The 25164-nt window shown below is 50.1% G+C and carries 30 protein-coding genes; 1 reads left to right on the top strand and 29 read right to left on the bottom strand.

Translation table 11 applies throughout. From position 1 onward, the window contains the following. Positions 1 to 8 precede the first annotated feature (8 nt). Genes dapB through DVH26_RS14695 form a run of 3 tightly spaced genes read right to left on the bottom strand, consistent with a single transcriptional unit; the run spans position 9 to position 1754 of the window. Positions 9 to 812, bottom strand: a complete 804-nt coding sequence (gene dapB, locus DVH26_RS14705) for a 4-hydroxy-tetrahydrodipicolinate reductase (RefSeq protein WP_239634424.1) — start codon at positions 810 to 812, stop codon at positions 9 to 11. A gap of 41 nt (positions 813 to 853) precedes the next feature. Then, a complete protein-coding gene (locus DVH26_RS14700; RefSeq protein WP_239634423.1) occupies positions 854 to 1369 on the bottom strand; it encodes a tetratricopeptide repeat protein in 516 nt (171 codons plus the stop codon). Between the two features lie 46 nt (positions 1370 to 1415). Then, on the bottom strand, positions 1416 to 1754 hold the full coding sequence (locus tag DVH26_RS14695; protein ID WP_239634422.1) for a nucleotide pyrophosphohydrolase: 339 nt from the start codon (positions 1752 to 1754) through the stop codon (positions 1416 to 1418). Positions 1755 to 1924: 170 nt separating this feature from the next. Between DVH26_RS14695 and DVH26_RS14690 the strand changes: the two genes are divergently transcribed. Next, on the top strand, positions 1925 to 2788 hold the full coding sequence (locus DVH26_RS14690; RefSeq protein WP_239634421.1) for a YitT family protein: 864 nt from the start codon (positions 1925 to 1927) through the stop codon (positions 2786 to 2788). A gap of 15 nt (positions 2789 to 2803) precedes the next feature. Here the strand turns inward: DVH26_RS14690 and DVH26_RS14685 are convergent, their stop codons facing one another. The 26 genes from DVH26_RS14685 to ndk form a co-directional block, all read right to left on the bottom strand. Continuing rightward, positions 2804 to 3670 (bottom strand): sporulation protein YpjB, encoded by an 867-nt coding sequence (locus tag DVH26_RS14685; protein WP_239634420.1) that lies wholly within the window; start codon positions 3668 to 3670, stop codon positions 2804 to 2806. Positions 3671 to 3716: 46 nt separating this feature from the next. Next, positions 3717 to 4370 (bottom strand): DUF1405 domain-containing protein, encoded by a 654-nt coding sequence (locus DVH26_RS14680; protein WP_239635373.1) that lies wholly within the window; start codon positions 4368 to 4370, stop codon positions 3717 to 3719. Positions 4371 to 4431: 61 nt separating this feature from the next. After that, the gene (locus DVH26_RS14675; RefSeq protein ID WP_239634419.1) at positions 4432 to 5313 is read right to left on the bottom strand and encodes a menaquinol-cytochrome c reductase cytochrome b/c subunit; all 882 of its coding nucleotides are present in this window, start codon (positions 5311 to 5313) and stop codon (positions 4432 to 4434) included. A 145-nt stretch (positions 5314 to 5458) separates the two neighbouring features. Continuing rightward, a complete protein-coding gene (qcrB, locus tag DVH26_RS14670) occupies positions 5459 to 6130 on the bottom strand; it encodes a menaquinol-cytochrome c reductase cytochrome b subunit (protein WP_239634418.1) in 672 nt (223 codons plus the stop codon). A 16-nt stretch (positions 6131 to 6146) separates the two neighbouring features. Beyond that, positions 6147 to 6692: a Rieske (2Fe-2S) protein gene (locus tag DVH26_RS14665; protein WP_275590473.1), complete on the bottom strand. Its 546-nt coding sequence runs from the start codon at positions 6690 to 6692 to the stop codon at positions 6147 to 6149. Between the two features lie 250 nt (positions 6693 to 6942). Then, positions 6943 to 7377, bottom strand: coding sequence for a DUF2487 family protein (locus tag DVH26_RS14660; RefSeq protein ID WP_239634417.1), 435 nt, complete (start codon positions 7375 to 7377; stop codon positions 6943 to 6945). Between the two features lie 120 nt (positions 7378 to 7497). Further along, complete coding sequence (locus tag DVH26_RS14655; RefSeq protein WP_239634416.1) at positions 7498 to 7689, bottom strand: IDEAL domain-containing protein; 192 nt, start codon at positions 7687 to 7689, stop codon at positions 7498 to 7500. A 44-nt stretch (positions 7690 to 7733) separates the two neighbouring features. Continuing rightward, positions 7734 to 8249 (bottom strand): gamma carbonic anhydrase family protein, encoded by a 516-nt coding sequence (locus DVH26_RS14650; protein WP_239634415.1) that lies wholly within the window; start codon positions 8247 to 8249, stop codon positions 7734 to 7736. Between the two features lie 39 nt (positions 8250 to 8288). Then, positions 8289 to 9425, bottom strand: coding sequence for a hypothetical protein (locus tag DVH26_RS14645; RefSeq protein ID WP_239634414.1), 1137 nt, complete (start codon positions 9423 to 9425; stop codon positions 8289 to 8291). A gap of 143 nt (positions 9426 to 9568) precedes the next feature. Continuing rightward, the gene (locus tag DVH26_RS14640) at positions 9569 to 10147 is read right to left on the bottom strand and encodes a histidine phosphatase family protein (RefSeq protein ID WP_239634413.1); all 579 of its coding nucleotides are present in this window, start codon (positions 10145 to 10147) and stop codon (positions 9569 to 9571) included. A gap of 89 nt (positions 10148 to 10236) precedes the next feature. Further along, positions 10237 to 10872, bottom strand: a complete 636-nt coding sequence (locus tag DVH26_RS14635; RefSeq protein ID WP_239634412.1) for an anti-sigma factor family protein — start codon at positions 10870 to 10872, stop codon at positions 10237 to 10239. Continuing rightward, entirely contained in the window at positions 10869 to 11453 is a 585-nt protein-coding gene (locus DVH26_RS14630; protein WP_239635371.1) for an RNA polymerase sigma factor, read from the bottom strand. Before DVH26_RS14630 ends, DVH26_RS14635 begins: the two co-directional genes overlap by 4 nt. A gap of 411 nt (positions 11454 to 11864) precedes the next feature. After that, entirely contained in the window at positions 11865 to 12956 is a 1092-nt protein-coding gene (locus tag DVH26_RS14625; protein ID WP_239634411.1) for a prephenate dehydrogenase, read from the bottom strand. 57 nt (positions 12957 to 13013) lie between these two features. Further along, positions 13014 to 14114: a histidinol-phosphate transaminase gene (gene hisC, locus DVH26_RS14620; protein WP_239634410.1), complete on the bottom strand. Its 1101-nt coding sequence runs from the start codon at positions 14112 to 14114 to the stop codon at positions 13014 to 13016. A gap of 183 nt (positions 14115 to 14297) precedes the next feature. Continuing rightward, positions 14298 to 15113 carry a tryptophan synthase subunit alpha gene (trpA, locus tag DVH26_RS14615; protein ID WP_239634409.1) on the bottom strand — a complete coding sequence of 272 codons (816 nt, stop codon included), beginning with the start codon at positions 15111 to 15113 and terminating at the stop codon, positions 14298 to 14300. Continuing rightward, positions 15100 to 16305, bottom strand: a complete 1206-nt coding sequence (gene trpB, locus DVH26_RS14610) for a tryptophan synthase subunit beta (RefSeq protein ID WP_239634408.1) — start codon at positions 16303 to 16305, stop codon at positions 15100 to 15102. The genes trpA and trpB overlap by 14 nt, the downstream gene beginning before the upstream one ends. Continuing rightward, on the bottom strand, positions 16298 to 17005 hold the full coding sequence (locus DVH26_RS14605; RefSeq protein ID WP_239634407.1) for a phosphoribosylanthranilate isomerase: 708 nt from the start codon (positions 17003 to 17005) through the stop codon (positions 16298 to 16300). The genes trpB and DVH26_RS14605 overlap by 8 nt, the downstream gene beginning before the upstream one ends. Next, a complete protein-coding gene (trpC, locus tag DVH26_RS14600; protein WP_239634406.1) occupies positions 17002 to 17811 on the bottom strand; it encodes an indole-3-glycerol phosphate synthase TrpC in 810 nt (269 codons plus the stop codon). The genes DVH26_RS14605 and trpC overlap by 4 nt, the downstream gene beginning before the upstream one ends. Continuing rightward, a complete protein-coding gene (gene trpD, locus DVH26_RS14595; RefSeq protein WP_239634405.1) occupies positions 17801 to 18847 on the bottom strand; it encodes an anthranilate phosphoribosyltransferase in 1047 nt (348 codons plus the stop codon). The genes trpC and trpD overlap by 11 nt, the downstream gene beginning before the upstream one ends. Positions 18848 to 18918: 71 nt before the next feature. Continuing rightward, positions 18919 to 20457, bottom strand: coding sequence for an anthranilate synthase component I (gene trpE, locus DVH26_RS14590; protein ID WP_239635370.1), 1539 nt, complete (start codon positions 20455 to 20457; stop codon positions 18919 to 18921). A 284-nt stretch (positions 20458 to 20741) separates the two neighbouring features. Continuing rightward, complete coding sequence (gene aroH, locus DVH26_RS14585; RefSeq protein ID WP_239634404.1) at positions 20742 to 21119, bottom strand: chorismate mutase; 378 nt, start codon at positions 21117 to 21119, stop codon at positions 20742 to 20744. 3 nt (positions 21120 to 21122) lie between these two features. Beyond that, complete coding sequence (gene aroB, locus DVH26_RS14580) at positions 21123 to 22217, bottom strand: 3-dehydroquinate synthase (protein ID WP_239634403.1); 1095 nt, start codon at positions 22215 to 22217, stop codon at positions 21123 to 21125. Positions 22218 to 22235: 18 nt separating this feature from the next. After that, positions 22236 to 23399, bottom strand: coding sequence for a chorismate synthase (gene aroC, locus DVH26_RS14575; protein WP_239634402.1), 1164 nt, complete (start codon positions 23397 to 23399; stop codon positions 22236 to 22238). 263 nt (positions 23400 to 23662) lie between these two features. Further along, entirely contained in the window at positions 23663 to 23827 is a 165-nt protein-coding gene (locus tag DVH26_RS14570) for a hypothetical protein (protein ID WP_239634401.1), read from the bottom strand. Between the two features lie 69 nt (positions 23828 to 23896). Then, complete coding sequence (locus DVH26_RS14565) at positions 23897 to 24676, bottom strand: CheR family methyltransferase (RefSeq protein WP_239634400.1); 780 nt, start codon at positions 24674 to 24676, stop codon at positions 23897 to 23899. A gap of 15 nt (positions 24677 to 24691) precedes the next feature. Beyond that, positions 24692 to 25135, bottom strand: a complete 444-nt coding sequence (gene ndk / locus DVH26_RS14560; RefSeq protein WP_239634399.1) for a nucleoside-diphosphate kinase — start codon at positions 25133 to 25135, stop codon at positions 24692 to 24694. Positions 25136 to 25164: the final 29 nt, after the last annotated feature.

The raw sequence follows: 25164 nt of genomic DNA, 5'->3' as shown, positions 1-25164 counted from the left end.
CTCTTCAATTAGTCTATGAAATGCTCGAAACCGTACACTAGGCCGGTAAACTCCATTACTTTCTTCACAGCAACGTTAACGCCAGGCATATAGCCTGCTCGATCATACGAGTCGTGGCGGATCTTCAGCGTCTGACCGAACGCTCCGAAGATTACCTCTTGCTGTGCGAATACTCCCGGCAGGCGAACGCTATGTATTCTAAATCCATTGTATAATCCGCCGCGCGATCCTTCAATGGTTTCTTCTTCGTTAGGATTGCCTTGACGCAGCTCCTGGCGGCTCTCCGATATCAGCTCCGCCGTTTTGATCGCCGTGCCGGAAGGCGCGTCCAGCTTCTGGTCACCGTGGTACTCGATGATTTCCAGATGAGGCATATATTTAGCTGCTTGCGCAGCAAACTTCATCATCAAGATGGCGCCGATCGAGAAGTTGGGAGCGATGATGCCTCCGATGCCCTGTTCTTTGCATTGCTTGTCCAGATTCTCGATATCTTCAGGCGTAAAGCCGGTTGTCCCCATTACGGGACGAACCTTATACCGAATCGCCAATGCCGTATGGGTTGCAGCCGAATGCGGTGCCGTGAAATCAACCAGCACATCAGGCTTGCCTTCTACCAGAGCTAATTCCAAATCGTTGCTCATCAATACGCCGCAAGGCTCCAGACCAACGAGCCGGCCGGCATCCATCGTCGTATCCGACGTACGGCTTACGGCTGCCGCCAGCTCAAGATCCGGATCATTCAATACCATTTTCACTACTTCACGGCCCATACGGCCGCTGGCTCCAGCTACTGCAACTCTAATTCGACTCATCGCTTGTTATGATCCTTTCTTGTACATGAAATGTCATTGTTCTAAGATTGCATATATTGTTTTAGCCTCATCCGGTACTCTTCAAACAGCTGAATGCCGATCTCGTGCTGAGGATCGAGCTTCAGCAGCTCTCGAATGGCTTGAATCGCGAGACTGTATTCTTTGGCTATGGAATAAGCGATTCCGAGGAGCAAGAAAGCTTCCGATGACAAAGAATCGAGAGCTACGGCTTGCTTCAGGAGCGATATGGCCATCCAGACCTGACCTTCGCTTTCATTAATATACTTTTCGGCTTGCTGAATGATTTCCTTGGCCCGCAAATGCTGCAGGTGATAGCGGAAATGCTCCTCTTCCGGTTCGAGCTGAATTGCTTGGGTGGCGTGCTCTATCGCTTTGGAGAGTTTGTTGCTTCTAGCATAAGTAATCGATAGTCTATAATGAAAGGCAGCATTGTCCGGCTCCATCGCAATCGCCTGCTCGAACCATACAATCGCCTGCTCAAAATCATTGCTGAGTATGGCTTCGTATGCTTTCTTGACTAGCTCTTTCCCATCCATCTGCCCATCCTCCTTTAGTTAAAGGTGATGGTACAGCATATGTGTTCTACTCGTTATCGGTGTTTATTTTTGTCCATCTGTTCGCGTCACGAGTACGGAATTTATGCATGATTTTGTCGTGCGCTTCCGTCAGATCGATTCCGAGTGAATTGGCAAAGCAAATCGTTATAAACAAAATATCTCCCAATTCCAGTTCGATAGAATTGTCCTCTTCCGTCGGCTTCTTCGGCTTTTCGCCGAATTGGTGGTTCACTTCCCGCGCAAGCTCACCCACTTCTTCCGACATCCGGGCCAGCATCGACAGCGGACTGAAATACCCTTCCTTATATTGCGATATGTATTGGTCGACTTCCTGCTGCAGTTCCTTAAGCGATCGTTCCGTCATCGAGTATGTTCACCAACCTTGTCACTTTGTACAACGCTATATATGTTTTAGATTCCCATTTACCATGTTAACGCAAACAGGTAGGGAAGACAAATTTTTTTTTGCCAAATGATGAGGTATACTAGTAACAACCTGACATGAATCGGATCCTTGCGCAGGGCGGGAGGGAAATGGATTTGCTTACAAAGAAACTAAAAATTTGGTGCCCCATTATGCTGGGAACCGCCATTTATGCGTTCGGTCTGCACTATTTTGTCATCTCGAATGAATTGATGGAAGGCGGCATTACCGGGATCGCGCTGCTGCTGAATTATATTTTCCATGTTCCGCCGTCGATGACGACGCTGCTCATCAATATCCCGTTGTTTTATTTGGGCTGGAGGGTGCTTGGCAAAGAAACAATGTACAATACCGTCATCGGCACGCTGTCATTGTCGTTCTTCTTGTGGGTAATGGAGGTGCTAATACATAACGGCTGGATTGTTCCGTTCCGCTCGGAGCACGATTATTTTCTCGTTACGGCTTATGCCGGTTTAACTTTGGGAGTCGGCCTTGGACTGGTGTTTCGGTACGGAGGGACTACCGGGGGCTCGGACATTATCGTCACTATCGGTCAAAAGTGGATCGGCTGGAGCATGGGACGCGTCATCCTGGCGTTCGACACGCTGGTCATCGGATCCGCGCTTTTCTTCATTCCGAAGGAAAAAATATTGTACACGTTCGTTGTCGTATTCATTACGACCAAAGTGATCGACATCATTATCGAAGGAGCTTACGCGGCTCGCGCATTCACTATCATTACCGATCATGCGGAAGAGCTTGTAGATGCCATCTCGGAGCATATGGATCGCGGAGCCACTCTCATTCCAGCGGTAGGAGCCTACTCGCGGACGCATAAGCACATGGTATATTGCGTCGTGTACCGGCAAGAAATGAAAAGGCTTAAAGACATCGCCCGAACCGTCGATCCTCGTTCTTTCATCATCATTACCGAGGTTCATGACGTTGTCGGGGAAGGCTTTAAGCCGGAATAAAGCAGTACACCAGGGTTAACCCTCATCGTTCTTTCTTACCGGAACAAGCCCGTTATCTTTCTTGGACAAGCGCCAGCCGGCGAAGCCTAGCGCAGCAATAATGACCGATCCGATGGCTACCGTCCACAGAATCGGATCGTTATCATCGACTACCGGTAAAAAGGCCGTCGTATCCTTTTTCAGGAAGAGCTTGTCGATCAATTGCCTTACTTGGGGCAGTACATTATCAATCGGCTGATACGGCTGCTGCTCCGTTCGGGCTTGTCCGGCAATGAACGTGATCAAGGAACGGAATTTATCTACGTCCACCGGATCGCGGCTGATCAGCAAGCTCGGGATAATGATCGTAACATGCCTGTCCAATACGGAGACGGCCTTCTGGAACTGTGGAAGCTTCTGCTCCTTGCCGGCTTGCTCGACACGGTTCACATCTTCTTGCAGCAGCTTGTAATATTGCAACCACATCGGCTGCTCCGGATGCGAGAGCGCATCCGTTGCAAGTCTGATTTGCGCAGCGGCTATTTGCCCCTCCTCGGGAGATACGCGGACGGAATTGAACAGCTTTTTCCCCTGAGTTACGGATTCAGTTAGCGCATTCAAGCCTTCGAGCGTCGTTAGCCCCTCATATCGAATGGTAGTGACTTGATCGCTTACTTGTTGAAGCAGAGCTCGTCCCCCATCCAAATCCCCCTGCATGACCTTCTTATACATATCGTCGGCTGTCTCGTTAAGCAGCTCCACCCTTTGCAGCTGTTCTGTGGATGGCTTCGGTTCGACGGACTCTATGGGCTTGTCCCCTTTACTGCAACCCGCAACAAGCTGTATTCCCAACACAACGACAAGCACGAGGCCAAGGCTTCTCCAAGTGCCTCTATACAACATCGGACATCCCTCCTCTTACCATCATCCTATGGAGGGATGTCCACATTTAGACCTCGCGCTTCGCTAAAATTTCTCTTATCTTATAGATAACCCAAGCCACGATAATACTTACAATACTAAGCTCAATGGTGAAAGCGGCGATCGTCGGCAAGTCATCCATCAGCGGATCCGGAAGCCACGGGAACACCCCATAGACGTAATCCATAAAGTCGTTCAGCAACGTCCATGCCGCGACGGCGATGATAGGCCAAATTCGGTATGTGTATAACCGTAAATATAACAACGCTTCCGCCGCCATCCCCAGGTGAGAGATCGTAAGCATCCAGTCCTGCCACACGATTTCGCTTCCTTGGTAAGCGCCCGCCCAGATCATGGATACGGCCCAGATGCCGTATTTGAAGGAAGTCACTACTCCGAACGCTTCGACAAAGCTGCGAAACCAGGAGCGCCGGGGCTCGCCGTTCCTTTTGTAGGAGTCCACAAGCAAATACACGATAGTGCCTGTAAAAAATAAGCTTGCCGTCGGGCTGTCAGGTACAAAGGGCAAGTAGGCGGGAGACATCGTGTCAGCCGTATAGGTCATTTGTTTCCAATACCATTGATACCCGTAAATCGTCCCCAAAAAGTTGACCCAAAACAAAGACCATAGCATAAACCGGCCGGATAGGAACGCTTTGGAAACATAGGTGCGAATCGACATGCTAAGCAATGGGCTACCTCCCTAAGAGAAAGACCTGACCGCTGCCGGTCAGGTCTTTGCACTACTCTTTCTTCTGTTTGGCCAGCCAGTCAGCCATCTTGTTGATGTCTGCGTCGGTCAAGCCCTTCTTGATGTTCTCATCATATTGAGCGGACATGTTGCCTTGTCCCTTTTTGATGATGTTCATAATTTCATCCTTGCTGTGCTTGTCACCGATTCCGCGAAGAGCAGGAATACCGGACGACGGCATACCTTTCAGTTCACCGCCATGGCAAGCGATACAAGTCGATTTTTTGAAAATTTCAGCGCCCGGATCGTCAGGAGCCACGATAGCCGCTGCTGCAGCAGGCTTCTTCGCTCCGCCTCCGCCGCTTTCGCCTTTACCGGCATGCATTTCTTCTTCACGCTTGATGTGCTCAGGAATGATGTTCTTTTCCTTAAGCTCGTGTTGATAGTGGCTCCAGGAAGTAACAGTCAAATACGTACAAGCGATCAGCGTTAGAATCATCAAAGAGGATGCAATAGGACGTCTGTAAAAACGTCTTTCTTTGCCTGTATCCAGGAAAGGAGCAAGCATCAAGCTGCCGAACAAGATGCCCGGTACACCCAATGTTCCCAATACGAGGAATTGATCGGATGTATAAGGGTATTTCAACAATTGGTACATAAACAAGAAGTACCAGTCAGGCATTGGAATAAATTGCGTATTGGTAGGATCCGCAGGATAACCCAACGGTGCAGGCTCGGATACAACAAGTGCCAAAATCCCAACCAGAACGACGACCCCAACCATCCATTCTTTCAGAAGGAAGTTCGGGATAAATACTTCGGATTTGCCCGGATATGCCGAGTAATCCGGCTGAACCATTCTCGAAGATTTCGCGCGAACACGGGAATCTCCCACATAAACGATTTTTTCGTCAGACTTATGGCCGTGTGCCAAATTCCGCCCCTCCTTACTTCTTTAAGTGTCAGAAAGGCCATCATAACAACCGATGGACATTTTCTGCACGCAAGAAAAACCACCGTTACAACGCAATCGCCCTTCCCGGAGGATCAGCCGACACGCGCCCGGTATCTCATTCATTTTATAGCGGTCCAGAAATCCCTTGCTTACGAATCATGAAGAAGTGTCCCGCCAGCAATGCAAGCAAAGCTCCTGGCAAGAAGAACACGTGTAAAGCAAAGAATCGAGTCAACGTTTGTGCACCGACAATCTCGCCGCCCTGCAGGAACGTCTTCGCATAGCCACCGATAAGCGGAGCGGATTCAATGATCTTCAGAGTAACGCTTGTTGCGAAGTAAGCTTTGTTATCCCAAGGAAGCAGGTAACCTGTCAAGCCCAGACCCAACATAACGAAGAAGATCAGAACGCCGACGACCCAGTTCATTTCGCGAGGCGCTTTATACGAACCTGTGAAAAATACACGCAGCGTATGTAAGAACATCATGACGATAACCAAGCTGGCTCCCCAGTGATGCATACCGCGGACAATAACTCCGAACGCTACTTTATGCTGCAGATAGTCAACACTTGCATACGCGTTAATAATATCCGGCACATAGTACATCGTCAAAAACATACCGGACAAAATTTGAATAACCGTGATAAAAAACGTCAATCCACCAAAGCAATAAACAAATGCGGAAAAATGGTGTGCCGGGTTAACGTGTTCAGGAACCTCGTGATCGGCAACATCTCTCCACATCGGCGTGATATCAAGACGTTCATCAATCCAGTTATACATGCTTTTAAACATCCGATGTTACGCCTCCTTATACCCTTTTGTTAGGACCAAGTTGTCCTAAATAAACGAAGCCGTTCTCTACCTTCAGTTCGTATTGATCCAAAGGCAATGGCGCTACGGCAAGGTTCTTACCGTCAACCGTGTAGTGTGCGCCGTGGCAAGGACAAAAATATTGATCCTTGTAGTCCGGGCTTGCGTTCCAGTTAACCGTACATCCAAGATGCTTACAGGTCGGATTCAAAGCAAAAATCTTGCCTTCCTTGTCCTTGGAAATCCAAGCTTCCAGCTCGACATCGCTCTCATACCAGCCGTCAACCTGATGCACTTTAAATTTAAATGCTTTCGGAACGCTCTCGATCTTCGTTTCTTCGACGACCTTCACCCAAGCCGCTTGCGATTTCGGTTGAAGTACCGGATCGACAGCAAAGCGAAGCATAGGAACAATCATTCCGGCGCCCATGAATGCGGAAGCCCCACCAAGGGTATAGGACAGAAACTGCCTGCGGGACATCTCGCGACGTTTAACCGGCCGTTCACCTTGATGCTGCGCATCATGACTATTGTGCTGACTCATTCTCGTTCTACCCCCTTTTGCAACATATATCACGTCGTTCGACATAACTTTACACCACATACTAGGACATTACTAATAATAGCTTACGACTCTAGGTGCGTCAAGAATGTTGACTTCCATTTCGAGCCATCAAATCTTGTCCCTGCTGCAACATTTAACGAAATTGTCACATCTGTTCACAAAGGGAAATAGTATGTCCCATAACTTAGAATTAGCAAAAAAGGTACCGTTCATACACGGTCCGGGAACGTTACATCCCTGTCCACAAAGTTTGCAGGCTTACTGCGATCTTCTCTTTAATTTCCGGCATGGAAGTTGACAGCTGCTCAGGGCTAAGAACGAATACGAGGTCCGCATGCTGCTCGTCCGATGCAAGCTGCTCCAGTCCCTCAGCCTCGGCGGAGATAACAACGACATAAGGGAAGCGCTCCTTCAAGCGCCGGACGACACCGGTGAGAAGTGCCATTCCCTCTTCTCCTTCTATATAATGAAAGGCAGGGTACGTCAGCACTCTTCCTTTATAAGGAATTTCAAAGCAGTCCAGCGCGTCCCTGAGCGCTTCGAGAGCACGGGTCGCCTCCCAAGGCTCTTCATCCCCGGTCAGCCCGGTCACCGGCAGCAGGCAAGTATCCACGTAAGGCTTAAGTTCGTTCCATGTTGAGCTTTCCACATCGCTAAATTTCATCGTCGTTCCTCCATCAGCTGGCTTCATATGATCTCACTCTAACACAAAAAAAAGACATATGAGTGGAATTCATATGTCTTTCAAAAAGATGTCATAATTCAGGTCCAGGAGTTGTATCGGTTATGTTCCATTACTGTGGAGCGATTTCAGTTCTGTAGTGAGGGCTAGAAACGATACTTCGTCTCCTTTTGCCAAAGCCAAATCAATTTCTCTGTACAAATACTGCTCCCTGTATTTACGCACGGCTTCATCAAGCACCATTTCCGCAAACAAGCTCAGCATCATATCATTGGAAACATTCATTTTGCCCATAGAACCTACCTCCAAACCTAATGGCATATTCATATTGTTAGAGCTTAAGGCTTAGCCTGCTGCCTGTATTCGCTGCCTTTCTTCACATAGCTTTCCATCGTTCGCTGCATTCTTTGAAGATCGCTCTGCTGCAATTCCCTTACGACCTTGGCAGGTGAACCTAGTGAAAGAGTGTACGAAGGAATGTGCTTGTTTTCGGTAACCAACGAACCTGCCCCTACTAAAGCATATTCATCAATCTCTGCTCCGTTAAGTACAATAGCCCCCATGCCGATTAATGTGCCTTTACCTATTTTGCATCCGTGAATAATGGCGCCGTGTCCTACGGATACTTCCTCCGCAACGATCAACGGCTGGTCAGTATTCACATGTCCTATGCATCCGTCCTGTATATTGCTGTTACGTCCGATCCGAATGGGAGCCAAGTCTCCTCTGAGCACGGTATTGTACCAAATGCTCGCTCCTTCTTCAATTACCACGTCACCGATAATTTGAACCCCGTCGGCAAGAAAGACCGTTGGGTGAATTTGCGGCATAATGCCGTTATAGCTGTGCAGCATGTTGACAACTCCCCTTTTCCAATAGATGGTGGAGTGATTTTAGCAATACTCCGAATCATTGTCAAACGGGATCTCGATTTTGTCGTCCTCCGCAACGTAGCTCCCTTGAATGACACTGCTGCCCAGCTTCGTAACCTGGATGACCGTCCCGGCGTCCTCGGCTTCACCGATTCGAATTAATCCGAGATGCATCATCATCTGCAAAATCCGCTGCTCCATAATCGACTCGGCAGAATCGTAATAAAAGGGCCGTATTAAAGGAAGCAATGCTTCCTTTAGCGATTCCGCCGTCACCCAGCTTTTCGACAGCTTATCCATCCAATGGACAAGCGACTGCAGGTTGGGAATGGCTCCCTTGTATAGACGCAGCCAAAACCGGTACACCTGTACAATATCCTCTTTGCGGGCTTGGCTTAGACGTTCCCTGCCCTTCTCGCTCAATGCGAGAACCTGGTTATGCTCCGTTATCAAATCGGCATAATAGCAATAATCATAGATGAGTGAGAACCGATTCGGATAATCCTTGAACAGCCGGCCGTAGCCGAACCGCCAAGCTGTCTTGCCTACCGTCTCCTCCTTGACGGAGAGCCGGTCCAGCACCTGCTGCAGCTGCCTTTTATACATCGTATTGTCCGCCGTCAGCACCGCTTCGTTCTGCTCAATGTAGTGCAGAAAATGATAGATGTCATCGACGATCAGCTTCTGCTCATCGCGGTATACCATCGGCTCGCTCGTGTAAACCAGCTGCTTTTGAAGCTGTTTGGTCAACGCTTCGCTAAATCTTCGTTTCAAATCGTTAGGAACCTGAAACAAATACCTTGTGTTCTGCGAATATCCGTTAAACAGCCAGCCGCGCTGCTTGAACCGGGAGATCATGTCCCGCGGATTCCAGCCTTCATTCTCATCTTTCACAAAACGGCTTTGCTGCACCCGCGCAATAAGCTCCTCCAGACTAAATGAGCCTCGCTGATCGAAAATTAAGGAGTTCAAGAAGCGGATGTCTTCGATCGACAGGTCAATGACTTGACGCTCGAACACTTCTCTGCGGCTGACCATTGAGAGAATCGACTGAATGAGCTCATTTTTGGAGTGACCGTTGCATTCGCAGTTGTACGTATGGGCAATTCGGCTCAAGTCCTGAATGTCCGCATAACTTAACATGTCCGCCAGATTCATCGTACGACACCTCCAAGCTTGCTTAGTACCATTATGGGAATTTGTGCCGAATTTAAACGCTCTAAAGGAAATTTTCATGATGGATGTCTTTTGAAAACAAAAAAAGCCCGCTGTCGTATGCGGACTTCTTCTATATGTTCGGATCACATTTCTGCTAAGTGCGCCGTGCAATTCATCAATGCGCAGCTCCACCCCGAGGCTTCTTTATTCATGATGGTAAGCGAAGTATTGTTCAGGTGGGATTCCACGGGATTGCCCAGCATGGATTCTATTACCGGGGCGATATAACCGCCGTGACTGACAAGCAAAATGCGCTTCCCTGGATGTGCCTGCTCCAGCTCCTGAAGGAACGAATTCCACCGCTCAAGCAAAGCCTCATCCTTCTCCATACCCAGCTCCAGCCCTCTCCAGCCTTCGCCCCACCGGGAAATTCGCTCCTCCAGCGTCGTCCCTTCCACTTGCCCGAACGAACGCTCGCGAAGCCGCATATCCAATCCGATCAGAGGAGTGCCGGTAGCTTCAGAGATCGTAAGCGCCGTCTGCTTGGCCCGCAGTAAGTCGCTGGAGACAATCCCGTCCCATGCCTCTCCCTTTAACCGCTCAGCCAGCAGCTTTGCCTGCAGCAATCCGACTTCCGCGAGCTCCGTATCCATTTGCCCCTGCATCTTGCCGGCCAGGTTCCATTCCGTAGTACCGTGACGAATAAAGCCTAAAGTGATCAATTCATTCCGCCTCTCTCTCCTGCAAGTGTTACTTCTATATAGGACTCCAAAAAAATAAAATGCCCCGAAAGGGGCAATTTCGCGCTAGACTACGATCGGGTTCTGGACAACCAGTTCATAATAAGAAGTGTACAAGTAAGGCCGAGCAGCGATACAAAAATCATATAATCCTTGAACGTATGAATCGGTCCGACTTGATACATGAACGGTTCGCTGAAGCCCTTCAAGCTTGCCACAGCCGATGGCATCGTATGTACGTTCATCGACTCCGATTTGCTTCCGGCTACTACGACCGGATCTCCTATCCGCCCGAAAACGGAAGAATCCGTAGTTGCAGCGAGCGTATCAGGTGCAGGCGAATGGGTGATCGAGTAAACAAACGAGAATATGAACAGCGCCAGGCAAAAGGCGATTACGGCCGTTATATTCCGGCGAAACTTATAGGATATGGAGTACATGCGATCCGCAACGGGAACTCTCCACGACTCATCCTGATAAATCCGGTTCATTACGTTGCGCGAGATCGGCGACTGGCTCTCTTCGAACGGCTCGTGCCCGGCTGCAGATTTAATCAATTCCGTGCTCTCCAGCCATATTTCAAACTCCGCCGCGCAGCTGCGGCAATGCTTAATATGCTCATCAACACGCTGGCGTTTTAAATCATTCTCCGGCAAATCCCAATAGACGCCCAGCAGCTCTTGAATATCATCACATTTCATCATCATTTCATCCCTTCAATCTCCTCAAATATGGGATCAAGAAAGTATGGTTCCAATTGGAGCTTTACACTCGCCCTTGCCCTGAACAATAAGGATTTCACCGAGCTTACGGTCTGCCCAAGGATATTGGCAATCTCCTGATAGTCCAATTGATCGTATTCGCGTAATATAAGCGCTGACCTTTGCTTCTCAGGTAAATTGTTAATAGCGTCTCGAACCATCGATACTTTCTCATTACGCAGCATGGATAGCTCCGGCATGACGTCTTCCCCTGCAAGAGGCTCATGCTTTTGCTCTAAAGAAACCTTAATACTTTTATTTTTACGCAGCTCGCTTAGCACCGTATTCCTGGCAATCGTATACAACCACGTGGAAAAAGTCGCCTCGACCTCCCGGAATGAATTCAGGCTCCGATATGCCTTATAAAAGGTTTCGTTGCATAGATCTTCCGCAAACGACTCCATTTGTGCGCTCTTCAGCATGTGATAGATGAAAGCCAGTATTTTACGCTCATAACGACGCATTAATTCATCGTAAAGCTGGACGTTACCGTCCTTGATCTCTCTGATCAACTGGGAATCGGTCATCAAAATACGACCCTCCTTGTGATTCCTAGCTTACCCCCAGTGATTCTTACTTGTTTGACTATAAGGGAGTAAAAAAGTTGCGGTATATTTTAAAAAAAATTAAGAATAATTTGGTTTCTTTATTTTATTCGGTAAACTTGGTCAAAAATCCTGCTTAATCGACATCTTTCATACAACTTTCAGAATTACTTCCAAAAAAAGGTGTATATTGTTACTACTATTGTACGATTCCAACTTCAAAAAATGGTTACAAAACAAAAAAAATAACCGCCTATAAAAGGCGGCTGCACAGAGTGCAAATATTCGGATAGGAGTGGAGAGAAACCATACTGTACTTTTATTATATGTATACGTTTTCAAAATGTCAATACTTTTTTGAAAACGTTTTAATTTTAATTATAAAAAAGAAAACTATGCGTGAACCGCATAGTTTTCCTTGTTCAACAACTCGGCCGCTTTATCCATTTGGTACTCGTCTCTAAAGGAAAGACGGAGCACACCCGGGACATCCTCCCGGCTCTCGATAATCTGGATATTGCTCAAGTTGACTCTGTGATTGCCAAGGAGCGTCGCAATCTGGCCGATAATCCCCGGATGGTCAGGGATATCTACATAGATCTCATACACCGAGGTCAGGACGCCTTTACGTCTTTCCGGCAGCGCAGAACGAAAGTCATTCGCCATGCGGAACTGTTCTGCAATCCCTGCCCCGTCGCCCTGCTTAAGCAGCTCTATGAACGAAGCGATCTCCAGATTCCAGTCCTCCAGCAGCTTCAGTACGACATCCCGGTTATCGATCAATATATCTCGCCAAACGACAGGATCGCTGGACGCGATTCTCGTGATATCCCGGAACCCGCCTGCCGCCAGATTCGAATAGAGCGCGTTATCCCCATTGTACCGAGCAATTTGATTGACCAATGCAACGGCAATAATATGCGGAAGATGGCTGATAGCACCGACCACGTCGTCATGCAGACGAGGATCCACTTTGACGAGCTGCGCTCTCGTATGCAGGAGCAGACCTGCCAGGCGGTCATACACCTCTGCAGGCGTCGACTGCTCCGGTGTGAGCACGTAGAACGCATTCTCGTACAATAGTGATGTGGCAGCTTCTACGCCCGACTTCTCTTTGCCGGCCATCGGGTGCCCGCCGATAAAGAACGCATCCTTGAACTGAAGCTTGGACGCAAACTCCGCAATCGACGCTTTGGTGCTGCCGACGTCGGTAATAATGCATCCGGGCTTCAGAGGAAGCTCCGAAAGCCTCCTCAAGTAGTCTTCTATGTTGCCGACAGGGACGCAGACGAATATAAAGTCCGCATCCTGAGCCGCTTCTTCCATCGAAGTCGTTGCATGATCGACAACATTCCGCTTCAAGTATTTATCTACAGACGACTGGCTGTTCGAATGGCCTACAACCGTAATTCCAGGCTTCCCCTTGAAGCACAGCGCCAAAGATCCGCCGATCAGCCCTACGCCAAAAATTGCAATTTTTGTCATGAATAAGTTCCTTTATTTTGTTTTATACGGGAAGAGTCTCCGCTTGCCTTACTTGCCTTAGGCAATGACGGCTACTTCCTCCAGCACTTGCTTGAGAGCGCCGATAAACTTCTCGTTTTGCTCCTGGCTTCCCACGGTTACGCGCAGCATGGTCGGAAGGCCCCAACCTGGATCGTGGCGTACGATAATCCCTTTACGCAGCAGCCCTTCGAATACGGCATTGCCCGGACGCTCGACGTCTACCATGATGAAGTTACCGTGTGCGGAGTAGTAGTTCAGCTTCAGCTCATCGAATTGAGCGGACAAATAGACGATCCCCTTGGCATTCGCCTCACGGCAATCCGCGATGAATTGCTCATCGGCCAGAGCAGCCACTGCCGCTTTCTGGGCAAAGCTTGTCGTATTGAACGGCTCGCGAACCTGATTGATCGACTTGATCACATCGGGATGTCCGATACCGTAGCCGATACGGAGCGACGCCAAACCGTAAATTTTCGAGAACGTACGCAGGGTGATCACATTTTTGTATTGGTAAACCAATCCGATGCTATCGGGATATTGGCCGCTCACGTTGTACTCGGCATAAGCTTCGTCCAAAACGATCAGCACATGCTCCGGTACGGCATTGATGAAGTCGACAATCTCCTGATGCGTATTCATCGTGCCCGTAGGGTTGTTAGGGTTGCACACCCAAATAATTTTGGTGCGCTCGTTCACTTTGCTCAGCATGCCTTGCAGATCGTGGTATCCATCCACGCAAGGAACCTCGATGCATACCGCGCCTTCTATTTCCGCATTATGCTTATATTGCGGGAATGTTGGCGAAGCCATGATCGTTTCGTCTCCAGGCACGAAAAAAGCGCGCGCAAGCATCAAAATAATTTCGTCCGAGCCCGCTCCGAAAATGACTTGGTTCGATTCCACGCCAAAATGGGCAGCTACCGCATTCGTTAATTCCACCGCGCCGCCATCCGGATATATGCTAGTTTGCTCAACACTTGCAATAATGGCTTCTTTCGCTTTCGGAGAGCAGCCGAACGGGTTTTCGTTGGAAGCGAGCTTAATAACTTCCGTCAAGCCCAACTCTCTCTTTACTTCTTCCATAGGTTTGCCTGGTTTATACACCGGCAGGTGGACAATGTTCTTCTTAGGCTGCACGCTGGTCACCTCATTCGATAATTGGTTCTAACTAAGGCAAATGCGTGTTCAATAATGAACACGCTCGCACTATTAATGGCAGTTCAAAAAGTTGTCTTTAGATCACGAAGGCATAAGTAGCTCAATTCGACTTCTCACAACCTTCTTGGTGCTGAAAACCAAACTTTTTGAACTGTAATGCTATTAATTCTTTCCTATTAATTTTCTCACAAATTCGTGAATTTGCAAGAGCGCTTGTGAACGAGTCTCATCCTGCTCAAATAAAGGCAGTACTTCTTCCACCTGACGAACCAGTGCGCTGCCGACGACAACGCCGTCGCAAATCTCTGCGAATCTAGCAAATTGTTCATTTGTAGAGACACCGAAGCCGATAGCAACAGGCAAAGAAGTCGACTGCTTGACGGTTTCTAAGAAGCCATCGATGCCGCTGTGGAATTCCGTTCTTGTCCCGGTAACTCCGAGCGAGGAAACGCAATAGACGAACCCGGAGGCACGCGAAACAATACGGCGAATCCGGTCGTTCGACGTTGGTGCGACAAGCGGAATCAAATGAATGTTGTACTCGGCTGCCCGCTTGCGTACCTCTTCATCCTCTTCCATCGGAAGATCGGGAATAATAAGGCCGCTGATATCGCTCTCCTGCAGCATCGGGAAAATGCGGTCTAGACCGAACTGCAGAACAGGATTGTAATAGGTAAAAAGAATAAACGGCAGCTCGCAGCCTTCGCTCCGTGCTTGACGAGCCGCATTCATCACATCCAGGATGGATACTTGATGATTTTTCAACGCGCGCATCGAGGACCGCTGAATAACCGGACCGTCGGCTAGCGGATCGGAGTACGGTACTCCAAGCTCTACAATGCTCGCTCCGGATTGCTCCAGCTGCTTAATAATATCGACGGACGTCTTCAGGTCCGGATCGCCTATGGTCAGAAAAGGAATAAATGCAGGCTGCTTGCGCTCCTTCAGCTCGGCAAACGTGCGATCAATGCGATTCATGAACAGCACCTCCCAAGTAGCCCATAATCGCTTCCACGTCTTTATCTCCGCGGCCGGACAAGCTGACGACAATAATCTCGTCTTTCCCCATTGTAGGAGCAAGCTTCATCGTTTGAGCGATGGCATGAGCGCTTTCCAATGCCGGAATGATTCCTTCCGTACGGCTCAGCAGCTGCAATGCCTCCAAGGCCTCTTTATCGGTAATAGGATAGTATTCGGCGCGGCCGGAATCCTTCAAATACGCATGCTCCGGTCCAATTCCCGGATAGTCCAGTCCTGCGGAGATCGAGTGCGCTTCCTGCACCTGACCGAATTGATCCTGCAGCAAATAGCTCATGGAGCCCTGGAACACGCCGTGGCTGCCTTTGGTCATCGTTGCCGCATGCTCTTTCGTATCGATCCCTTTTCCGGCCGCTTCCGCGCCGATCAACCGGACACCCTCGTCTTGAACGAACGGATAGAAAATACCGATCGCGTTGCTTCCTCCGCCTACCGCCGCTACTACTGCATCCGGCAGCTTGCCTTCAAGCTCTACGATTTGTCTGCGGGACTCGTCTCCAATAATGCGCTGAAAATCGCGAACCATCATCGGATACGGATGCGGGCCGGTTGCAGAGCCAAGAATGTAAAACGTATCGTCGACATGGCTCACCCAGTAGCGCAGCGTTTCGTTACACGCATCTTTAAGAGTTTTCGTTCCGGAAGTAACAGGGACAACCTCCGTACCCAACAAGTTCATTCGGAATACGTTCAGCTGTTGGCGCTTCATGTCTTCTTCGCCCATGAATACTTTACATTCATAGCCTAACAGCGCCGCTACGGTTGCGGTAGCTACACCATGCTGTCCTGCCCCGGTTTCGGCGATCAGCTTCTTCTTACCCATCCATTTGGCCAGAAGACCTTGTCCGAGCGAGTTGTTGATTTTATGGGCACCCGTATGGTTCAGGTCCTCGCGCTTCAAGTACACTTTGGCCCCGCCCAAGTGCGCGGACAGCCTCTCGGCATAGTACAGGGAGGTCGGTCTGCCGGAATACCGGTGGAGCAAATAGTTCAGCTCCTGCTGGAACTTCTCTTCTTTTACGAATTTCTTGTAAGCTTCTTCCAATTCAATCAGTGCGTTCATCAAAGTTTCGGGAACGTAGCGCCCTCCGAATTTACCGAACCGGCCATGATCATCTGGAACGTTATACATGATGCTTCACCCTTTCGACAAAGCTGATAATTTTATTCCGATCTTTAACGCCATCCGTTTCAACACCGCTCGATACGTCCACTCCATCCGGCGCATAGGCGCCGAGCAGCTCTCCAACATTGTCCGGCTGAAGCCCTCCCGCAACGAGCAGAGGAATCCCGGCATGACGGCACCACTCCCGATATGGCGGAATGGTTTCCCAAGAGAACGTTTTGCCGGAGCCTCCGCCGTATACCGGATCGAACGTATCCAGTAACAAGGCATCGACGATTCCGATATACGGATTCAACACTGCTGCAATCGACTGCCGTGCGGATTCGCTGCTGCCGGCAGCATCCCCTTGGTTCGCCTGGCTAACCGATACGACCTTCCACAGCTTGACCCCAGGAAAAGTCTCACGGATCCAGCGGCATTCCTCCGGTGTCTCCTGCCCGTGCAGCTGCAAAATATCGATAGGCGCCTCCGCTATAATTGCGGTCAGCTCTTCCCTTGTCGGGTTTACCAGCACCCCGACGGTAAGCGGAGCGGAATTGCCCGCTTCCCGGTAATCCTTAATGACTCGGATCATATCGCTTGCTTGCGCCGGCGTAACCTGACGCTTGCTTTTGGCAAACATCAATCCGATATAGTCAATCGGCAAATGCAGAATGGATTTGACCATCTCCGAATCTTTTAGCCCGCATATTTTTACCGTAGTCATCTTGGCAATCCTTTCGCCGCTTCGTAGACGCCCATCAGATCGTGTACCGCCTGCCCGACGACCGGCTGCCGCATGAAGTGCTCTCCGATCAGAACGGCTTTGGCGCCTATCGACTGCAAATAGCCGATCTCCGAAGGCTGTGAAATCCCGCTCTCGCTGACTACTGTTACATGGTCAGGTATATGGATAATCAGCTGCTCCGTCGTTTTCAAATCCGTTACGAAGGTTTTCAAGTTCCGGTTATTGATTCCAACCAATGTAGGGTTCAATTCGAGCACACGGTCCAGCTCTTCCTTATCATGCACTTCAATCAGCACATCAAGTCCTATGCTTCGGGCCGCTTCGCTGAACTGCTTCAGCTGCTCCGTCGTCAAGATCGCGGCGATCAGCAAAATCGCGTCGGCTCCGATGCAGCGGGCCTCATAGATCTGATGAAGATCGATCGTAAAATCCTTCCGCAGAATCGGCACCTTCACCGCTTGCCTGACTTGAGACAAATAGTCGTTCGAGCCTTGGAAATAGTCCACGTCGGTCAGAACCGAAAGGCAATCCGCACCTGCGCTTACATAAGCCTGCGCAAGCTTGACAGGCTCGAAATCTTCCCGGATAAGCCCCTTGGACGGAGAAGCCTTCTTCACTTCCGCAATAAGCCCCATGGAGCGGTTCCGACCTGAGGATATCGCTCTCTCGAATCCTAGGCAGGAAGGCAAGGACGCAATTTGCCGCTCCATTTCGGCGATGGTGATTTTCTCTTTCAATGCAGCAACCTCGTGCTGCTTGGTCGCAACGATTTTATCAAGAAACATGTCTGATTTCTCCTGTGAATTGGACTAGCTCCTGCAATTTGGACGATGCTTGCCGCGAATCGATCACATGAGCCGCATATTTGACGCCTTCCTGCAGCGTTGCGCACTTGCCGGTAACATAGAAGCACGCGCCGGCATTGGCCAGGACGATATCCCGGCATGCTCCGGTAGCGCCTTGGAACACGCTGCGAATAATCTCGGCGTTCGTAGCCGCGTCTCCGCCTACAACTTCCTTCAAGCTGTAGCTGCGCAGCCCGAGCGCGTCCGGTGTCAGGTCGTAGGTTGTAATATCCCCGTTCTTGAGCTCCGTAACCTGGGTCGCATCCGAGATGCTGATTTCATCCAGTCCGTCGAAGCTCGCAACAACCAATGCACGTTTGACGTCCAATGCCCGCATGACGTGCGCCATCGTCTCTGTTTTGCCTCGATCGAAAATGCCGAGCACCTGACGGTCGGCGCCTGCCGGGTTCGTTAACGGGCCAAGCAGGTTGAACACCGTCCGTACGCCAAGCTCTCTTCGCGGGCCCGCCGCATGCTTCATCGACTGATGATAGCGTTGGGCGAACATGAAGCAAATGCCTACCTGCGCGAGACAAGCAGCAGCTTGCTCCTGGTCCAGCTCGATATTGACGCCCAGAGCTTCCAGCACGTCCGCGCTTCCGCTCTTGCTGGACATGGCGCGGTTGCCGTGCTTGGCAACGCGCACCCCGCCTGCTGCGGCTACTATTGCCGCCGTGGTGGATATATTGAACGTGTCCGCACCGTCGCCGCCGGTTCCGCATGTGTCGAGCAGATTGACCTGCTCGGTTTGTACGCGGTTGGCCTTAAGGCGCATTGCTTCGGCAAAGCCGGTGATTTCCTCGATCGTCTCACCCTTCATACGAAGCGACGTGAGGAAACCTCCGATCTGCGATGGTGTAGCCAAACCGTCCATGATGTCGGACATGACAGCCTTCGCTTCCGCTCGTGTCAAATGCTGCTGCCCGATAATTTGTTGAATCGCCTGTTGAACCGTAACCGTAACTTTAGTTTCCATGTGAACTGCCTCCCCATTTTATATAAGCAGCCGACATTGGCTCCGAAGCCCTTCGGCTGAAAGAGCATTTTTTAATAGTAGTCGTGGTTAATAGCCGCATGAGCCAGCGGTTTGCGGGCGAACACCGCTTCCGCCGTACGAATGGATTTGAGCATCCCTTTCGCTTTATTGATCGTTTCCTGGTACTCGCTCTCGGCAACGGAATCCCATACGATTCCCGCTCCGGCCTGGACATACGCTTTGCCGTGCTTGAAAATAATCGTACGGATCGTGATGCACGTATCCATATTGCCGGAGAAGCCCAAGTAACCGATGGCGCCTGCATATGCGCCGCGGGCTTCATTTTCCACTTCCGCTATAATTTCCATCGCTCTCAGTTTAGGTGCTCCGGAAACGGTTCCTGCAGGCAAGCAGGAGATGAAGGCATCGAAGAAATCCTTATCCTTCGCGATTTTACCTGTTACGTTGGACACGATGTGCATGACGTGGGAATAACGCTCCACCTGCATGAACGTATCGCAATGCACGCTGCCGAATTCGGAAACGCGGCCGATATCGTTGCGTCCCAAATCGACTAGCATCAGGTGCTCCGCACGCTCCTTCTCATCTGCCAACAGCTCACGTTCGTATGCCGCATCCTCCTCCGGCGTTTTACCGCGTGGACGAGTGCCTGCGATCGGCCGGGTTTCGACCCGTTCTTCCTCTACGCGCACCAGCAGCTCGGGTGAAGTACCGACTATGACTTCGTCGTCCATCTTGAGACAATACATATAAGGAGAAGGGTTCATCGTTCTCAGGATCCGGTATACGTGAAGCGGCGACACGTCGGTTTCAATTTCAAACCGCTGCGACAGCACCACCTGGAAAATATCGCCTGCGCGAATATACTCCTTAGCTTTCTCCACGTTCGAGACAAACTGCTCTTTGGTCAAATTGGACTTGATCTCGCCAAGCTCAATATCTTCCGGAATCGGCTGCTGCGGGACTGCCAATGCGGGAACCGGACGCTTCAGCCGTTCGATCGTCTCTTCGATTTTGGCGCAAGTCGCTTCATATGCGGCAACAATTTCGGCGTCCGAGCCATGATGGGGAACATGGACGTTCGCTATGACCTTCAACTGCTGCTTGAAGTGATCGAATACGATGACTTGGTCGCAGAACATGAATTGAATGTCGTTCATCTGCAGATCATCCTTGCGGTGAGCCGGCAGCTTTTCATAATATTGCAATAGATCGTAGCCGAAAAATCCGACCGCTCCGCCTGTAAATCGAGGTAAATCAGGCAAAGCAGGGCTTGAATAAGATCTCAAGTAAGCTTTCAGCACATCAATCGGCTTCTCGATCGATGCTTTCACTTCATTCTGGCTTTCGATTCGGGTCACGCCGTTTTTGGCTGTGATCATCAGGAACGGATCCGTGCCGATAAAAGAATATCGCGCCCATTTCACTCCGCCCTCTACGCTTTCCAACAGAAATGCGCGCTTCTCCTGATAAAATTGCTGGAATACGCGAATCGGCGTTTCCGTGTCGGCCATCAAAGAACGGACAACCGGAATCAAATTGTACTGCTTCGACAACCGGATGACTTCTTTCGCTTCGGGTGTGTACATCATCGCTCTCTCTCCTCTTCTCAACTCAATCGATTCTAAGCTCATTTCATGGTAAAAATAAAAAAACCTCTACGTCAAAGTAGAGGTGGTTTCGCAGATGATCATAACCGTCCCGTCGCTCCTGTGCCACAAAAAAGGCAACAATAAATAAACATAAGTGCATATGGCTGCACACAGGGCTATGTCGTTTCACTCGGCTCTTCTCTGGCTCTGCTCAAACTAAACTCTCGCTCTACTCTGCTCAACTGATCTTACAAATCACTACCGTAACTATACTATGGCTCTTATGCTTTTGTCAATTTGGATAAATCGGGACGAAGACGCATCGCTTCCTTCAAATACACATGCACGATTTCATCCTGTCTTTTTTCCGTATTGGTCATGACCATCAGACGGATACATTTAGGCAGGCTGCCCTCAACCGGGACCTCCAACGAGCACATCAGCGGAACAAGCTCCCAGCCTGGCAGCTGACGAACCGCAACCGCCGGGAATGTCGACGTCAGATCGTTTGTTACCGTAATGTACACACATGCGAGATCTTCCGGATGAATCTCATTTTCCGCAATGATTTGATCCAGCAGCTCTCTGGTCGCTGTCAATACTTCTTCCTTCTCATCATGCTCTACCGTAGTAGCGCCGCGTATTCCTCGTACGAACATGGATTATGCCTCCTGTTTCAGTTGCTCTACGACTTCTCTCACCCATGCCGCAGAAACGTTTTTGTTGATCTCCACTTTGCCGATTTCCGTCGGTATGATGAAAACCATCGTTCCTTCCTGGAACTTCTTATCGTGCATCATCGCGTTCATAATAGCATCCGTATCCAAATGCGCAGGCAGTCGGGTCGGAAGCTCAAAACGCTGCAAAATGCTCTTCGTTCTCGTATAAATGTGCTCCGGGTGACCCAATCGGAGAGCCAGCTTCGCAGCACCGACCATCCCGATGGAAATGGCTTCACCGTGCTCAAGCTCGCCGTAGTTGGCTACCGCTTCCAGCGCGTGTCCGATGGTGTGCCCCAGATTCAAAATCGCACGAAGCCCGTTCTCCTTCTCATCCTGGGATACGACGATGGACTTCACCTTACAGCCTTCGTACAGGCCGTGTTGAAGCGCTTCTTGATCCAAGGAGAGCAGCTTCCCGGCATTTTCCTCCAGCCATGCAGTGAACGCCTCGTCCCAAATGAGACCGTGCTTGATCATCTCGGACAGCCCCGCACGCACGTCACGCGGAGGCAGTGTCCTTAATGTCGCCGTATCGTACAATACCATTTCCGGCTGATGAAACGCGCCGATAATGTTTTTCGCCTTTGGATGGTTTACCGCCACCTTGCCGCCGACACTGCTGTCATGCGCCAGAATGGTGGTAGGGATTTGCACGAATCGAATTCCGCGCATGTAGCTGGCGGCAACGAAGCCGGCCAAGTCTCCTACAACGCCTCCGCCCAATGCGATGACCGTTGACTTCCGGTCCAATCCCGCATCCAGCGCAGTAGCCACCACTTCCTCCAGGACGTGCAGAGATTTGGACTTTTCTCCGGAAGCAACGATATGTGTTACAACGGTATAACCCGCTTCCTTCAGCTTGCCCTCTACATGCCCAAGATGGTACTTGGCGACATTGGTGTCCGTAACAAGCAGCAGCGGCGATGCCTTGCCAATACCGTGCTTGCCGAACAGACTGCCGATTTGCTCCAGAATGCCCTCCCCGATATAAATCGGGTAGGAACGCTCCCCTAAATCAACCGTTAGCTCTTTCATCCGATTCACGCCCCGCTTCTAATAACTTTTCACTTGCTCCAAAAAGCTATTGTAATTATTGCGGATTTCTTCCAGCGAATCTCCGCCGAACTTATCCAAGAATGCGCTCGCCACTTCCCAAGCGACGATGTTCTCCATAATGACGCCCGCCGCAGCGACCGCACAAGTATCGGAACGCTCCACTTGAGCCGTGAATGCTTCTTTCGTATCGATATCGACGCTTTGCAGCGCTTTATACAACGTCGAAATCGGCTTCATGACACCGCGAACAACAATCGGTTCTCCTGTGGTCATGCCGCCTTCAAAGCCGCCTGCGCGATTGGATGCGCGATAGAAGCCTCTTCCTTCCTCGTACATGATTTCGTCATGCACCTTGGAGCCTCTCAGCTTAGCCGCTTCGAACCCGATGCCGATTTCACAGCCTTTGAACGCCTGAATCGACAAAACCGCTTGCGCAATACGTCCGTCCAGCTTGCGGTCCCATTGCACATGGCTTCCGAGTCCTACCGGAACGCCTTCGATTACGCACTCGACAATACCGCCGAGCGTGTCGCCGTCTTCCTTGGCTGCATCGATCGCTGCGATCATCTTCGCTTCCGCATCCTTGTCCACTACGCGGAGCGGGGATTCCTCCGTAATGCGGATCAGGTCTTCGATCGGCAATTCCTGGCGCTGAACCTCGATTTCGCCGATGCGAATGACCTGGCTCGCCACTTTAATGCCGAATGCGGACAAAAGCTGACGAGCTACCGCACCTATCGCTACACGCATCGTCGTTTCTCTGGCGCTCGAGCGCTCCAGAATGTTGCGAAGATCCCGTTGATTGTATTTCAAGCCGCCGTTCAAATCGGCATGTCCCGGACGAGGGCGGTTCACTCTGCGCTTCGTCTCATCGCTGCCTTCGATCGGTTCGATATTCATAACAGACGTCCAATGCTTCCAATCGTTATTCTCTACAACGAGCGCAATCGGAGCTCCTGTTGTTTTGCCGTGTCTTACCCCTCCGACAATGCTCGCGGTATCTTTCTCGATTTGCATGCGGCGCCCGCGGCCGTAGCCTTTTTGGCGGCGTGCCAATTGAAAGTTCACTTCTTCAAAATCGATGGTCACATTGCTTGGAAACCCTTCAATGATCGCAGTAAGCTGCGGACCATGCGTTTCCCCTGCTGTTAAATATCTCACGTGTTTGTCCCCTTTCGTCCTATCCCCAAAAAAGCGAAAACGTTCCAGAACGGAACGCTTTAGCGCTTTTATGTACTCCATTCATGTGCTAATTATAGTATAGGCGCCACCGTTTGACAAGAAATCGTCGCAAATCCTCTAATAGGATGAAAGCTTGAAGTCCGTCTAAAAGCAGTCGCTATCGGCTGCAAAATAAAAGATACGCTAGCGCAGCTACAAAGCTGCAGAAGCGTATCTCCGGGTTGTCGCGTTTATGCAAAAGTTCAGCCATTCACGTGCTGTTTTTTCATGGAACCGGAAAGCTCTTTAAGCTCTGGCTCATTCACCATACCCATCACTTGCAGCGAATCGATGCCCAATATTTGCGCACATTCCTGCATTGTAATGAAGCCTCTCCGGTAAGCTGTAATCACCTTACGTTTGTCCATCAGGTCCCTCCTGAACTTTGTCGACTATTCACAGTATTGGAACGGATGGAAAAACTTATACCTCCAGGCTCAGCTCTTTCTCCGATAAAAAAACGTTTCTGCCGGCTCCAGATCGTACTGTCCCGGGGAGAAGATTTGCTCCGTGCTGCCGACGAACAAGATGCCGCCGGGCTTTAAGGCATTCGAAAATTTTTGATATAATAAGTGCTTCGCTTCTTCGGTAAAATAAATCATCACATTGCGGCAAATGATCAGGTCGAACTGGGTATCGAACGTATCTGTTAGCAGATTTTGCTTTTGATACCGGATTTCCCGTTTCAGCTCGTCCGTAATGGAATACGTCAGATTCTCCTGCTTATAATATTTCTTCAAGTAGCTCTGTGGAACGTCCCGAATGGAGCGATCCGAATACACCCCGGTTTTCGCTTTCCCCAGAGCTCCTTCATCAATATCCGTAGCAAGAACGTGCGCATCCTTCAGGACATTCAATTCCGCCAGGATCATCGCCAGCGTGTAAGGCTCCTCGCCCGTAGAGCAGGCGGCGCTCCAGCATTTGAGCTTGCGGGACTTGCGGATCATCTCCGGCAAAAACGTCTTCTCCAGCACTTCCCACCGGTTCGGGTTACGCCAGAACTCCGACACGTTGATGGTCATCCGGTCTAGAAATTCGTAGAAGAGCTCCTTGTCCTTCGCCATAGCGTCGAAGAAGGCTGTGAAGGTCGAATAGCCCTTTTTCAGCCTCAGCGTGGTCAGACGCCGTTTCATTTGAGCTTCTTTATACTGGGCCAAATCTATGGACGTGTAATCTTTAACCTTCTTGATGAATAAAAGAAAATCCTGGTCTTCCATGCAGCCATCCCCGTCCTAGATCCACTGTTGTATCGCCTTCGTATATTTTACCAGCTCATGCTCCTGGAAAAAGTTAGCAATCTCTCTTTGCGCGCTTTCCACTGAATCCGAGCCATGAATCAGATTGAATCTCGTATGTATAGCATAATCGCTGCGGATCGTTCCGGGTGCGGCCTCCAGCGCATCGGTCTTGCCGATCATGGCTCTGGACAGCGCGATAACTTGATCGCCTTCCCATACCATCGCGAATACGGGACCAGCAGTAATAAATTCTACGAGCTTGGCGTAGAAATCTTTGCCCTTGTGCTCGGCATAATGAAGCTCGGCCAGCTCCGTTGACATTTGAAGGAACTTGGCTCCGACCAGCTGAAACCCTTTTTGTTCGAACCGTTTGACTATCTCGCCAATCAGACCGCGCTGTACGCCGTCAGGCTTTACCATTAGAAAAGTGCGTTCCATGATCCTATTCCCCCTTTGACTCAATATAT

Origin of the sequence: Paenibacillus sp. H1-7 (genome assembly GCF_022354825.1) — a bacterium.
Taxonomy (GTDB): Bacteria; Bacillota; Bacilli; order Paenibacillales; family NBRC-103111; genus Paenibacillus_S.
The sequence above is the reverse complement of the archived record's forward strand: the minus strand, read 5'-3'. Positions and strand labels throughout refer to the sequence as shown.